This is a genomic window from Anaerobiospirillum sp. NML120448 (assembly GCF_023050945.1).
GTDB lineage: Bacteria > Pseudomonadota > Gammaproteobacteria > Enterobacterales > Succinivibrionaceae > Anaerobiospirillum.
The window spans coordinates 1-14117 of sequence record NZ_JALKIM010000088.1 but is presented as its reverse complement, the minus strand read 5'-3'; the positions used below and the strand labels follow the sequence as shown (position 1 = coordinate 14117).

Sequence of the window (14117 nt, the reverse complement as noted above, 5' to 3'; positions counted from 1 at the left end):
GATACTGTTAGTATCTTTTCAGATCTAAGTTAAAGATCTACCATCTAACGTTATCATTTAACCAAAATGGCAGGATCCCTTATTTATCGTGTTTGTTAATTGCGAGCCTGGGCACTTTCATAATAAAGACGCCGAAGTGTCTAGTACTAGGCATGCACTCAATATTTTACATGACTTAAGGCTTAGCTCCATATTGGTATATGGATGCTTTGCATGCTTTAAAGTCATGATAAAATTTGAGGATAAACGGCAGCTCATACTTGACGGTTTTGACGCATATGGGGTAAGGCACAGATTGCGAGCCGGGCACTTTCATCCATCGACTGGTGTCAGCAAATCGCTACTTGGCTGTCATATGGATTTTTTGTTAGGCACAAGGTCTGTATGCTCTTGTGCCCAGTCGGCATAGGTTTGAACCTTAGCAAAATCATTCTTATAGGTAGGATCGTTTTGTAAGAAATCTAAGATCAAATTTTCAAAACGAGTACCTTTATCCCTCGCATCACTAGAGCTTTGCTCAATGCTATTAAGCAAATCGTAAAAGGCTTGAATATTATCGCCCTGTACTTGCTCCTTAGCATTGCTCTCGCCAATTGCTGTGTCACTCATGCTTTGTTTCTCCTCAATGCCCAATGCATAAAAGTTTAATTGTCAATTAGTCAATATCATATAGTTTATATTCTTTAATCGCAATAAACTTTGATCAATATTTCACTATGTAAAATGTCGGATCTTGATATTCTTATGCCACTGTTAGCCCAATAGCAAATTGAATGTTCATTACTAATATAGCTACGCTACTTAAGTTGTATAAATGCCACATACAACGCATGTGAGCGGGCGCTGTTTATGTATGCATTGGTACTATGGATATACCCATTATGACTGGGCTTATAGTCTTAGTTGATACAGTGAGGTTAGCTTATTAGCACACTAATGTTTAAGCCCTGCTATAGGCCTTCCCCTACTAACGCTAATCCTTCCCTGCTCCAATTCTTAAAAGCAGCCTACATTACGATGACTTGGTAATGGCTGTTAGCTTATCGCAGGGCTCAGCTGTAGCACTTCTTATCCCTCCAAAGGACTTGTTCCACAAGTAGTACTAATACAGCATACGTAAGGGCGGGCGTTGTTTATGTCTAACATGGAGCTACTGTTTTACTCTTTATTACTGTACTTTTAGTCTTAGTTGGTAAAGTGCGGTTAGCTTATTGGAACTCTACTGTTTATGCTTTACCAAAGGCCACTTTCCTACTAACGCTAATCCTTTCCTGCTCTAATTCTTGAAATTACCACCTTATTTATTGCCTTGGTAATGGCTGTTAGCTTATCGCAAGGCTCAGCTGTAGAACTTCTTATCCCTCCAAAGGACTTATTCCCCTAAGTAGAACTAATACATCATTCATAAGGGCGGGCGTTGTTTATGTCTACCATGGAGCTACTGTTTTACTCTTTATTACTTTGCTTAAAACCTTAGCTGGTATAGTGAAGTTAGCTTATTGGTACTCTACTGTTTAAGCTTTACTAAAGGCCACTCTCGCTCAACGCTAATATTTCCCTGCTCTAATTCTTAAAAGCATCGTAAATTGCTATGATTGGGTAATGGCTGTTAGCTTATCGCAAGGCTCAGCTGTAGCACTTCTTATCCCTCCAAAGGACTTGTTCCACAAGTAGTACTAATACAGCATACATAAGGGCGGGCGCTGTTTATGTCTATCATGGCGCTACAGTTTTACTCTTTATTACTGTACTTTTAGTCTTAGTTGATAAAGTTAGGTTAGCTTATTGGTGCTCTACTGTTTAAGCTTTGCTAAAGGCCATCCCCCTACTGTAGCTAATCTTTCCATGCTCCAGTTCTTGAAAGTCCCACCATATTTATGGCCTTGGTAATGACCTATCAGCTTGTTGCAAGGCTCAGCTGGCGCACTTCTTAGCCCAGTAAAGATTTTGTTCCAACAAGCCAAATCGACCATTTGGGCTCAAAACGCTTTAAGGGCTGCTCTTGTGGAGTCGGCTTGTGCTTAAAGGTTGTGTAACTAAACTCTGGGTTGAGGTGTGCTTAGCGGTGCTTTTAATGTGGCGATGCTTTAGTTGAATGGTTTGGGGTGTGGTAGTAGCGGTGGTTGTGGCTGGAGCTGGGGCCTTAGTGGCAAGATTAGGGTGGTTGGGACTATAGATATTAACTTTACAGACATTTTAGTGAGCTTATGATCACAATATAGCCTTATTCTTTAAGGTTTTTGATTATTTATGTAATATCTATGCAATAATGGGCTCACTTTATGTTTTAAATCCAACTTCCTTGTACTTTTATTTATTTTTACATGCTTGTTTAGGTGAATATTTCCCTCTCTATTTTTGAGCCCTTTTGTATTTGTTTATCGTTTTTTAGATTTACAGACATGCCCTATAGTTCACGCGCTTATTGTAGGAGGCTATCATGGAACAAAATTTCGATTTGTTAGCTGAGGATTGTATCGAATACTCCCAAGATCGCTATCAGCAGCTTGAAGAACTTATGGAGGATTTTGTCCATGATGGCTTTAGCATCCTTACTATAGGACTTAGCCACCATGGTAAAAGCTCCTTATTACGTAAGCTAATGGATAGTAATGCAGAACAGAGCTTAAGCTCTACTACCAAGTTCCTTCACTATCAAATTGCCTACGATCACTATTTAGACACCCCAGGCTTTGACCATGTTGGAACGAATACTACTTTAGCCTTAAGCTTGATTGCCAATACTGACTTACATCTGTTTGTTCACGATATTACTACTGGGCTTTTGAGCGAGCAGGAATTAGCTTTCCTAAAGCTTATTTTTGCTCATATGGATAAAGAGTCTTTCTTTAAGCGAACTATTTTTGTTCTGAGCCACAAAGACATGGTAGCAGAGCCAATTGCACTACAAGCTAAGCTTACAGAGCAATTACAACAAGAGTTTGGCGTGGAATGCTTATACCAGCTTTATGCCGTTAATGCCTTGCAAAGTGATGACTTGGTTGCGCTGAGGGGACAAATTGCTGCGGTTAAAGAGCAATTATTACCAAAGCTTAATGCTTACAAACTAAAGAGAGTTACCGCCATCTGCCATGAGGTTAAGAATGAGGTCTTAGCTAACAAGCAAAGATTAGACAAGCTGATCGATGAAAACCAAAAACATTGTGCTTTATTGCAGCATGATTTTGAGCGTTGCTTAACTGATTATAGGCAATTAGAAGAGGCCTTATTCAATTCCAATCAAGCTCAATTAGACGAGGAATTATTAAAGCGTCTTAATAGTGATGTTAACACCTGTACTAGCTCTACTACTAAGCTTAATTACACTATGGAGCAAGGCGAAGAGCTTTTAGGCAAATTAAAAGAATGCATTGTTAACAAGTACGACCTTGATCCAAGCTTTGAAGAGCAATGTCCTAAGTTGATTGAACTTAGGGCTCAGAACGACTTGTTTGCACAAAATATTAAGATATTTGATGAGATCTTACTAAAGATCAACACTCTTGATAGTCAGATTGAGAGCTATAGAAGCTAATTACGCCTAAGCAACCTTTTTTTGGTGGGTATTACGAGATGCTTCATGGCGTGCCTACCATGCTCTTAGCTTGGGCCTTTGCTTGGGCCTTTGCTTGGCCTTGGCCTTGGCTGTGGCGTTGGCTTTGGTCTTGGTATTGTTTTTAGGGCTGATGCTGTTCAAGAGACAAAAAGCCAAATCATTCCTGATTTGGCTTTTGCTTTGAGCTGAGCTTTAGCTTTGCTGTATTGTTGTGCTAAAGCTATAGCGACACTATTGATAGCACTCTTAATTAGAGGGCTAATTAGTGGCTATTACTTATTTTGGTTAGGGTGCTCAACAGCTTGCTTCTTTTGCTCTAAAGCTGGGCCTACTGATTGAACTTCAACTTCCCAAATATATGGCTGACCAAACTCTAAGCTGGAGGTACGCCATAATGGCTGCTCATTTTGTAAGGAAGTATCAAATACTAACTTAACATGATCACCAGCCTTTAAGCCCTCGGTTAAGACACGCATTTGAGGGTTTAAGTTAGCAAAGTTGAGTTCCTCATGATAGAAGCCTAAAACATTGCCCTCAATATCAATACGCTTGGTTAAAATACGAGCAGAGGTGTTAGCACCAATCTTCATACCCTTGTCATCAGTGCTACGCTCTAAGAATAAGCGATAGCCACCATGGGTACCAAAAGCAGGGCCAGTAAACTTCTCAACGCCAGCAATAGCAGCGATATCCTTAAAGAACTTATCAGCGCTTAAAAGGTTCATTTGGTACTGGGTAGCCTCAGCTACAGCACCAGCATCATATAAAGCATGAGGCTTAAAGGTACAAGCAACACCTTCCTTAGAGTAAACTACAGGGCGCTCCATATCGCAGTACTTAGCTACGAATACTAAAGAGCGAGCCTCATTTAAGGCGTTTTGGTTAGCAGCTAACTGAGCTTGAGCCTCTTTTTCTGCCTTTTCCTCTTTAGTTTCTTTCTTGGCCTTCTTCTTATTATCAGCCTTAGGCTCATCCTTATCTTCCTCTAAAATTGGCTGAGGAACATAAGCTACGATATCACCTAAAACGCACTTTACATTGTTAACATCCATAGTAAAGCAAACGTGATTACGCTGATTGATATCAGATGGGGTAGATACTAAATCTTGAGAATCTAAAACATTTTTAACCGCAGGAGCTTGAGACTTAGTGTCTTGAGCAGAGGCGTTGGAATCATTACAAGCAGTTACCAAAAGAGCTGCACATAAAGAAGATAATAAAAAAGACTTACCCACTAATGGATGATTGCTACTAAGCATGAATAATGCTCCATGATTAAAAAACGATTTAGATAATTTAGCTTATTATAATTAGCAACAAATTAGGCTGACCAACTACTTAGGAACTGTAATCAATTAATTTGGTTGTTTACAAGCTCTAGTATTAGATTACTAAAGCAAAAACATCTAAAAGAAGATCAAATTAATTGGTTATAGTTCCTTACCAAAGAAGACTTGGGGTGTATTACTCAAAATAAAGCCTTTTAATTGTTAGTTTGCGTGTTTGTTTTAAGTCAAGGCTTAATGAGACTAACTTGCTTTTGCAGCGTAGGCTGTCTTATGCCAGAGATGAACCGCTTAGGCCACCAACAACTCTTTGATGTAAAGCAGCTATTGGCTATATTAATCCCAACAATTTCACAGGCTAAACTTAGCGCTTATCTTGGTTAATACCACACCTGATAAGCTCTAATTATTAAGAGCTAAAGATATAATCCTTATTTGTGCTTTTATTAAAATCAATGCTCTAGCTAAAAACTTAGGACTCAAAATGAGTCTTAAAAATTTAGTGTGTATTTTAGCGAAATTGGAATTAATTTGCGAATTTAATCAAATTTCTTTTTGCCATTTTTTGATATACACAAGCCCCTACCCAAAACTACTACTTAACATCAGTACATGGCTAAAGCTTTACCGTTGTTGGCAAACAGCTGTTTGGGTATGACTATCTTACGTCTTGGTATCTAAATAAGAGCTATCTACCCTGAGAAAAAACAAAAAGCGCAGTCAGGTGATGCTTTAACCCGACTACGCTTGATAAAACTAATAGTATAAGGATAAGTACTAATTAATATTTAATGGAGCTTGGCTCTTAATTAAGTCATCAAGCTCTTTTAACTGGGTTAAGAATGGCTCTAATAAATTTAAAGGCAAGGCTGATGGGCCGTCACACTTAGCCTCATCTGGATTTGGATGGGTCTCAAGGAAAATTGCAGCAACCTTTTGAGAGACACCAGCTTTAGCTAAATCTAAAGCTTGAGCACGGCGGCCACCAGAGGCCTTGGCATTAGCATCACGACATTGTAGTGAGTGGGTTACGTCAAACACAATAGGAGCATCACCAGAGGTTTGCTTCATAACGCCAAAACCTAGCATATCCACTACTAAATTGTCATAACCAAACTGACTGCCACGCTCGCACAGCATGACCTGATTATTACCACCCTGGGCAAACTTTTCTACAATATTGGCAACTTGAGCAGGAGCCATGAACTGTGGCTTCTTAACATTAATTACTTTGCCTGTTTTAGCCATGGCATGAACTAAGTCGGTTTGACGAGCTAAGAAGGCAGGTAACTGTAGGATATCAACATGAGGAGCTACTAACTCACACTGATATGGCTCATGAACATCAGTAATAATGGCTACATTAAACTCTTGCTTTAAGCGATCAAAGATAGCCATGCCCTTTTCTAAGCCTGGGCCACGATAGGAATATAATGAAGAGCGATTGGCCTTATCAAAGCTGGCTTTAAAAACATAATTAAGACCTAATTTATTGCAAACTCTCAAAAACTCCTCACAAGTACGAGCTGCTAAATCATAGTCCTCTAAAGCATTTAAACCGCCAATAACTGCCATAGGCAAGTCATTGCCCATTTGAAAATTACCAACTGAAACAATCTTATCTGCCATGTTAACTCCCAACACACCCAGAGAAAAATAATATTTAATAACTTCAATCTAAACTATAGCACCTAATCAGATGCTAGTTCTAAGATAGACATACTATCTTAGCATCATATAAGGCCGTTACTAAATTCGCTTATTCTTAGCATCACTACAAACATAAGGCCTATCAGCTTGCCCATGAACTTGCCTTTGAAATTATCATGATTGCCTAGCAGTGTCTTAAAAAGTAATAGCCCATCTCTAAGCTTTAAAGCTCTATGCTTAGACACGCTTAGCAGCAATAGCCAGCTCCAGCTTAAGCGCAAGCGCCAGCGACAGCGACAGGGCAAGGGCAAGGGCATTGGTTCATTGCCCACTATGAGCATCTGTACTATGCAGGGGCTTGGCCAAGAGTAACTCTGTCGTTATTGCCATAGTCTTTAATGGTTTGTACTTGTCTATAACCTAAGTCAGTTAAGATGGAATGAACGGCTGGGCCTTGATTGTAGCCATGCTCAAATAGTAAAAAACCATCTTTGGTTAAATATGAGATGGCTTGTGAGGCTATCAGCCTAATATCATCAAGACCATCCTTTCCTGAGACTAAAGCACTTAAAGGCTCAAAGCGCACATCACCACGCTGTAAATGCTCATCCTCCTCTTCTATATAAGGAGGGTTGGATACAATGACATCAAAATAATGTTGATAATGCTCTTGTAAAGGCTCAAACCATGAACCTAAATTAAAGTTAACCTCTAAATCATAGTGGCGGGCATTTTCTTGCGCTACCTGTAAAGCCCCTGGTGACTTATCAACAGCAAAAGCACTAATGCTAGGTATAGTGTGTTTGAGCGCTAAAATAATAGCGCCTGAACCTGTACCTAAATCTAATACTTTACTCTGTTTATTGCTCTGTATAAGTTTAAGCGCCTGCTCTACTAAAACCTCAGTATCAGGACGAGGAATTAAAGTATCAGGTGTTACTTTTAAGGTTAAATCCCAAAAATCTCGCTCTCCTAATAAGTGAGCAATAGGATGGCCGATTAAGCGCTGCTCTAGCAACTCATTAAAAGCTTGCAGCTGCTCCTGACTAATAGGCTCATTGTCATGTACCATTAATTGCACTTGACTCAAGGAACAAGCTTTCATTAACAATAATTTAGCATCGAGTTTAGGGCTATCCGAGCTACTATTTTGTAACTTAACAACGGCCTCATTTAATACTTGTCTTATAGTCTGCATCTTAGTTGTTTCTTTGCTAAAAGCCTTAATGTGGTTCAAAAATGATTAAGCATCATCATTCTAAATTCACTTCAATACTAAAGCCAACTTACTTTTGTGCATGGCATTATCTTAAGCTGGCATAAGAGCACCTTCGCTAAGAGGCACAACTCACAGCCATGCTCTTATTATCTACTATTACTCCTACAGAGCTAATGCTAAATAATACCCTAAGTTCATAAGCGCTAACCTCCACAATAGAAGAAGTTATATTAGTAGTAGTACGCCCCTATCGCTATTACAAGCGCTAGCACTAGCGCTAACCTTGAACTCATAATAGCCATTCATTAGTGGTTAAGCAGTATAAGTACTAATAGTTAAGTCCTTTCCCACTAATTAACTGCCCTTGTCGGGTCTAAAGATGTCCTTGTACAAGGTTCCAGTAAAAAAACCTTATAGGCTCTTTTGGGGAGGGCACATGAAAAGTTTATCTGGCAATGGCAATGGTAATGAAAATCCAACCTAGCTTGCTTGCTCTGAAAGCTACCCTGTTCTAAATATTTATACACTACCAATGTTTGGTGATAACTCAGTTAACTTTAAACCATGCTTAGTACAAAGCCTGGATGGCAATTCTTTGCTTGCCTTTACTTTACTTTACTTTGCTCTGCTTGGTATAGCGTGGCTTATGTAGGGAAAGGGGCAAACTACAAGTGATTGGAGATGATGCTACTAAAGTAAGCACTTAGGCAGAATGGGATAAAGGCTGATGCTATTTTGCAAAAGATTACAGTCTTAAGCCTTGCTCTGGGAGGAACTTGGCAAACTATTTTGCGCTGAGCGTTAAGAGACTTGCTATAAGCAAAGATAAATAAGCTAAAAAGATGGCTGGTCATTAAATATTTTGTTGCATTGTTTTGCATAATTTTGCATTTTGTTGCATTAATAAGATATTTACCCCTCTAATACTATGTGATTTTGGACAAATATTTCACTATTTATGAAAATGACTCTTGAAATTATGAATTTTTATTTCAAACAGCTTATTTATAATGTTTTATTAAAATTTGATAGCAATTATCACCTTATTTATTACTGGTTTAGGCTCTCAAATTCTTGAGTGCTTACAGGCTGTTTTTTGCTCAAAAAATCTACTTCTCTAAAGAGCAAAAACATCATTCTTTAGCCATTTGTAACGCATTATTACTTTGATTGTACTGCCTAGTTCTGAGTTTTTGTTAAAATATACGTGCGTAATATTTAACAAAAATAATTTAGTTGCAAAATTTTGCATTTGCCGTAATTATGGCCTTTGTTAAATTTCGGCATTTTTGTGACTTATCTCACACTATGAAAAAGTGATTGACCTCACAAAATTTTTGCTAAGATAAAGCCGTAGTCAATAAGCAAATCCTTAAAAACTAAGCATGCTGGACAATTATTTACTTTGCTTTTGACCACTTCATAAGATTGTCTTAACAATTACACGATAACTTATGAACATTAAGAAACTTAAGCCCCTAAGCAATGCAGAACAGATTGCTCTTACAAAAAAGCAATCGCAAGCTTAAGTTTGTTCCTCGTAGTTTCTGAGTTTCTGCCCAGAACGCTCTGTGGGGATACCCTATGTGCAAATTGGTTTTATTAAATTGTGGTTTTAACAAACGCCCCTCATAAGGGTCAATTTAACTTTAACTAACCTTTTGTATCTGCCATCAGCTTACGAACAAGCACAAGCACAAGGCAAATGCCATTACAGATACTAAACCTTAACCAAATTACACATTTTGGACTTATATAGTCCCTGATAATAAGAATTGAAGATTATGACTACCGCTATCCTTTCTATTAAGAAGTCTGTTTTTTCACGCATCAAGGAGTTTTTTGCAGCTCCAGCAACTCAAGAGACTCAAGAGCTTACCTCTTTAGCTACTACTCCAATTAGCGCAGTATTAGAAGTTGCCAATGACAGCTCTGTAGTTAATGCTAAAGATCATCACGATTACGCTTTTAACCCAGCTAAAGTAGCTGATAACCAAGGTTTTGCTGTTAAGAAGAATATGCCAATGAACTTAGCTCTTTCTTTAATCTCTGCTGGCTCTATGAGCACCTTAATGGCTCAACAAGATGAAGGCACCAGCTTAAATCAAGAGCCTAATGCACGTAGCAGCGACAGCAACGCAGCATTACGCAACTTAAGCTACATGGCTGGCCTTTCCCCAATCTCTGGCATTTACACTGCCATGCTTGCCGAACAAAAGGGCTTAGTAGCCTCTAAGAACGAGCAAGAGAATGCTAAAGCTAACGATGCAGCATCTGATAACTTAAGCTACATGGCAGGCCTTGCCCCAATCTCTGGCATTTACACTGCTATGCTTGCTGAGCAAAAGGGCTTAGTAGTTTCTAAGAACGAGCAAGAGAATGCCACAGCTAACGATGCAGCATCTGACAACTTAAGCTACATGGCTGGTCTTTCTCCTATCTCTGCTGTTTATACCGCTCAATTAGCTGAGCAAAAGGGCTTAGTAGCATCTAAGAACGAGCAAGAGAGTGAGCAAGAAATTGCCGTAGCTAACAACACTGCCTTACGCAACTTAATCTATATGGCTGGCCTTGCCCCAATCTCTGGCATTTACACTGCCATGCTTGCCGAGCAACAAGGCTTAGTAGCCTCTAACAATGAGCAAGAGCAAGTATTAGAGGCACAACAAGAGCCTAAGATGAATCAAGAAGCCAACAGCAATGAAGTTTCTGACAACGGTGCAGCTTGGCGTAACCTAAGCTACATGGCTGGCCTTGCCCCTATCTCTGGTATTTACACTGCTATGCTTGCCGAGCAAAACAAGAACCAAGAGCAATATATCGTTCTTGAGCAAGAGCAAGAGCAAGAGATTAATGAGGCTGACGAGCTCGTAACTGAGTCTGCTAGCGCTAAGGATTCTATTATGGCATTACGCAATTTAAGCTATATGGGTGGTTTAGCCCCTATCTCTGGCATTTATGCAAGTGTCTTAGCTGAAATGAATCGCACTCAAGACAATGCTATCGCTGCTAGCGTCTACGAGCCAAGTGAGTTAGAAATTGCTAAGAACAATGCTAATAAAGCCTTACGTACCTTGGCTATGAGCGTAGGCATAACCCCTATTAGCGGTGTATTTAGCTCTGTAATTTGTGAACAAGTTCATAATGCTTATGAAGCTCAGCAACAAGTTGAAGCTTTAGAGCCACAAAAGAATGACGTAAAGCAAGAACACAACTCATTATTATCTAACTTCTTAATGCGCATCTTTACCTACTTAGGTAGCGTTGAGTTACCTGCTGGTGCAACCTCTAATATCTTAGCCTATGAAATCCGTGCTAAGCAGGCCCTTAATAACAATGAGAATCAACAGCCTTCTGCTTTTGCTACCAAGGCCCTACAGATGTTAACTGCTATGGGTAATGTAGAAGCTGTTGCTGGCAACAATGCTAATGTCTTAGCTGATGACTTACGTACTCAACGTGATGCCATCGTGGCCATGCAAGATAAGGTTGAGCAAAAGACTGGCTCTAACTTTAGTGACACTGCAATGCGCTTAATGACCTATATGGGTGCTGTATCCCCTATCTCTGGTATCAATGCTCAGGCTTTAGCAGAGCAAATGCGTGCTATTCGTGATGATTATGAGCATAACAACAAGCACTTTGCAGTTGAGAATGATGGTTTTGCTATGAGCCCAGCTATGTCTTTAATTTCAGGCGTATTCTGCTCAGCCTTAGCTCAAGCACAAAATCAAACTCAAGCTCAAGCTCAAGCTAACACTAAGCCAGAAGCAATGATTATTGAGGCTCTCAACAATCAAGGCAACTTAGTACAAGATCAACATGAAATTATTAAGCTCTACCAAAACATGTACTTAGAGCGTGGCTACGACCAAGTACAAAGCTTAATCATGGCCTCTGTATCAGCTGCTTGCAACATTAAGAACAATAGCATTAAGCCATTAGCCGATGCTGCTACCGAAGAGCGTGTTGCCGCCCGTTGGGATAGCATTTGGAATCAGCTTAGCGTAGATAGCTCCAACCTCGATAAGAGCATGGCTGCTAATGAGCAAGAAAATGTCATTGCTTTTAAGGCTCCATTTGAGCGCTACTACAATACCAATGGTCAGCTAATTCAAGAGCAAATCAACAACAACAACAAAGTTGCTTAATCTTACCTATTAAGCACCAAACTTTAATTACAAACACAACAACACCAAAAAGCAGCCTTCTGGCTGCTTTTTTATTGCCTTCACTCCTTGCCCCTTGCTCTTGCCAATCCGCACTTAGTGCTAAAGGCATGGCCTCTACTTCCTATATTTTTTAACAACTAACTTTATTAGCCCCATTACAAGTGGTATATTCTAGTTTTACCATGCGAGCTAATACATATAGACGGACAAAGTTACGAAACGTCCATGCTACGCCAACTTTTATTGATTAACTCAAAAAAAGTTGAGTAATGCAAACTACACTATTTTAATGCTATATAGCCTGCATAGTGATCTGCATCACATAAAAAATTATGTAGCCTAAATCACACTTTTAAAAGTAAATTCCTAATATAAACTATAATTCGTAAATTTGCATGCATATAGTTAAGCAACTAGTGTCTTTTCAGCGTCTTTTTGATCAGCAAACTCTTGGGCAACACGCAGAGTTTCTTTAAGCGCTTTTCCTGCTTCTAAAGTCCGTTTGGAAGGGCGACTAGCCCTCACTACATTAGCTATATTCTTTGAATTACTATCAAAGCACTTTATTGCTTGTTTTGAAGTTAGAAGATTCGTAGGAATACTGATCAATAGGAACAACATGGCTAAATTGGCTAAATGTGCGGCTGCTTTTTCCATAGACACGTTAACCAAATCATCATTTTTTTCTTTAGTTGTAGAGTATTCATCAATCTTTGTGCTGCCCACTAATGGTTGTAATGAAGTTAGGGCAAGGAACAATTTTATCGTATCCGCTATTATTGATGCACTTACAAAGAAATCACTTGTATAACGATTTAAGTCAGGGCCTTTATCCATACCACCATGTGATTTTACGCATTTAAACTTAATCTCAATCTGCCATCTTACTCGATATATGACTGAAACTAATTCAAAAAATATTGAATCAGGCAAGTTAGTATCAAAATAAACCCAAGCTGACTTCATTTTTGTTTCATCAAAACTTTTATTTGTAGGATTAAATATCATAAGCACAGAAGTGCCATCCTTACGTGTAAGCTTATAAGACTTACCTTCTAATTTTCCATTACGCCCAGTTAGTGGAGGTGATATGAGCTCTCTATCAAAAAGTTCTGAAAGCTTCATAGGTGTTGATATTGAAAGATCTTTACCTTCATTATCAATAATGTAACGCCCTTCTTGGTTCCAAGTACCATTGTACTCTGTGACTTTTATTATCTCAGGGTTAATACTATATCTGGCTTTAATTAAGTAAAATGCTTGCTTATCGCTTATGACTTGCATAAGCGATTTGTCGTTAAACCCAGCATCAAATATATATAAAGTTCCTTCGGCAGCAGTATCTTGCTCAATCATTAATTTAGCAGCCTCTTTTTCATTACATACTGCACTACCATACTTAACGTCTATAATTGCGTTACTAGAAGCATCTAAGAAGAAGAGGCCTTTACGACCAGCTACAGTTTTACCTTTGGTTTCCCCTATGTTCAACTCTCTAGCAAGACGGCACTCACTACCATCGCCTACTACTATGCGCTTGATTTTAGGCTCTATCTTATTAATACACTGAGCAAGCTTTACCCCTATAGTTTGAAGATCTCTACCATAAAACTCTTTCTGGAACTCATCACAAACCTCCTGGGCCAGCTGGTTCATGGTATTTGTGATTGCATCTTTTTGCTTCATTGCTCTTTCTATGGTTTTATGAGAGCATGCTTTAACACCACATAATGTGCAAATAACACAATAATCAGCGTGAAGTTGAGTAATAGAGGACTTTTGTCTTAATACACTGAATACGGCAGCAATAAAGAAAACTCCGATTGTATGAAAAAGGGAGTTAGTATGGGTTGTTGGAATAAATCCATTGTCTTTAAGTATTTTCTTTACATGATCGATATCAAAAATTGCAATTACAGCTGGCCATCGTTGAAACTCATTAAATAAATTTATGGAGTTAAAAAGGATGGAGTTTTCATCAGGAACTAAAACCTTTGCGCTTTCATCGTATAGAGGCATATAATGAACTCCTATTTTTTTTATTTCAGTGTTGCTATGTTTTATTCACAACATAGCAACTATTCATTTAGGTATCATTATCATAATACAATACCTATTGTCAATAGATAGAATAAATTCATAAAACTACACTATATTAACCTATATAAGATTTCCTGATAAGATTGATATTTATCAATATATTGAGTGAGCTTTATACTTTGTCTGTCTACATG

General features: G+C 38.7%; 7 protein-coding genes. 2 read left to right on the top strand and 5 right to left on the bottom strand.

The features are described from left to right. Positions 1 to 351: 351 nt before the first annotated feature. A complete protein-coding gene (locus MXE38_RS10920; RefSeq protein WP_246914780.1) occupies positions 352 to 609 on the bottom strand; it encodes a hypothetical protein in 258 nt (85 codons plus the stop codon). A 1831-nt stretch (positions 610 to 2440) separates the two neighbouring features. Here MXE38_RS10920 and MXE38_RS10915 point away from each other — a divergent pair. Further along, on the top strand, positions 2441 to 3535 hold the full coding sequence (locus MXE38_RS10915; RefSeq protein ID WP_246914777.1) for a GTPase domain-containing protein: 1095 nt from the start codon (positions 2441 to 2443) through the stop codon (positions 3533 to 3535). 293 nt (positions 3536 to 3828) lie between these two features. Here MXE38_RS10915 and MXE38_RS10910 read toward each other — a convergent pair whose 3' ends face one another. From MXE38_RS10910 to prmC, 3 genes are all read right to left on the bottom strand, one after another. Beyond that, entirely contained in the window at positions 3829 to 4815 is a 987-nt protein-coding gene (locus MXE38_RS10910; protein WP_246914774.1) for a hypothetical protein, read from the bottom strand. Between the two features lie 804 nt (positions 4816 to 5619). After that, positions 5620 to 6471, bottom strand: coding sequence for a 3-deoxy-8-phosphooctulonate synthase (kdsA, locus tag MXE38_RS10905; RefSeq protein ID WP_246914771.1), 852 nt, complete (start codon positions 6469 to 6471; stop codon positions 5620 to 5622). A 367-nt stretch (positions 6472 to 6838) separates the two neighbouring features. Then, positions 6839 to 7690: a peptide chain release factor N(5)-glutamine methyltransferase gene (gene prmC / locus MXE38_RS10900; RefSeq protein WP_246914768.1), complete on the bottom strand. Its 852-nt coding sequence runs from the start codon at positions 7688 to 7690 to the stop codon at positions 6839 to 6841. Between the two features lie 1805 nt (positions 7691 to 9495). On the opposite strand from prmC, the gene MXE38_RS10895 reads away from it, so the two are divergent. After that, a complete protein-coding gene (locus MXE38_RS10895) occupies positions 9496 to 11862 on the top strand; it encodes a hypothetical protein (RefSeq protein WP_246914765.1) in 2367 nt (788 codons plus the stop codon). A 426-nt stretch (positions 11863 to 12288) separates the two neighbouring features. Here MXE38_RS10895 and MXE38_RS10890 read toward each other — a convergent pair whose 3' ends face one another. Beyond that, positions 12289 to 13902 (bottom strand): transposase, encoded by a 1614-nt coding sequence (locus tag MXE38_RS10890; RefSeq protein ID WP_246914762.1) that lies wholly within the window; start codon positions 13900 to 13902, stop codon positions 12289 to 12291. Between the last annotated feature and the right edge of the window lie 215 nt (positions 13903 to 14117).

Coding starts and splice junctions, on each gene's coding strand:
- kdsA (WP_246914771.1), bottom strand. CDS start 6,471: ATGGCAGATAAGATTGTTTCAGTTGGTAATTTTCAAATGGGCAATGAC.
- MXE38_RS10915 (WP_246914777.1), top strand. CDS start 2,441: ATGGAACAAAATTTCGATTTGTTAGCTGAGGATTGTATCGAATACTCC.
- MXE38_RS10920 (WP_246914780.1), bottom strand. CDS start 609: ATGAGTGACACAGCAATTGGCGAGAGCAATGCTAAGGAGCAAGTACAG.
- MXE38_RS10890 (WP_246914762.1), bottom strand. CDS start 13,902: ATGCCTCTATACGATGAAAGCGCAAAGGTTTTAGTTCCTGATGAAAAC.
- MXE38_RS10910 (WP_246914774.1), bottom strand. CDS start 4,815: ATGCTTAGTAGCAATCATCCATTAGTGGGTAAGTCTTTTTTATTATCT.
- prmC (WP_246914768.1), bottom strand. CDS start 7,690: ATGCAGACTATAAGACAAGTATTAAATGAGGCCGTTGTTAAGTTACAA.
- MXE38_RS10895 (WP_246914765.1), top strand. CDS start 9,496: ATGACTACCGCTATCCTTTCTATTAAGAAGTCTGTTTTTTCACGCATC.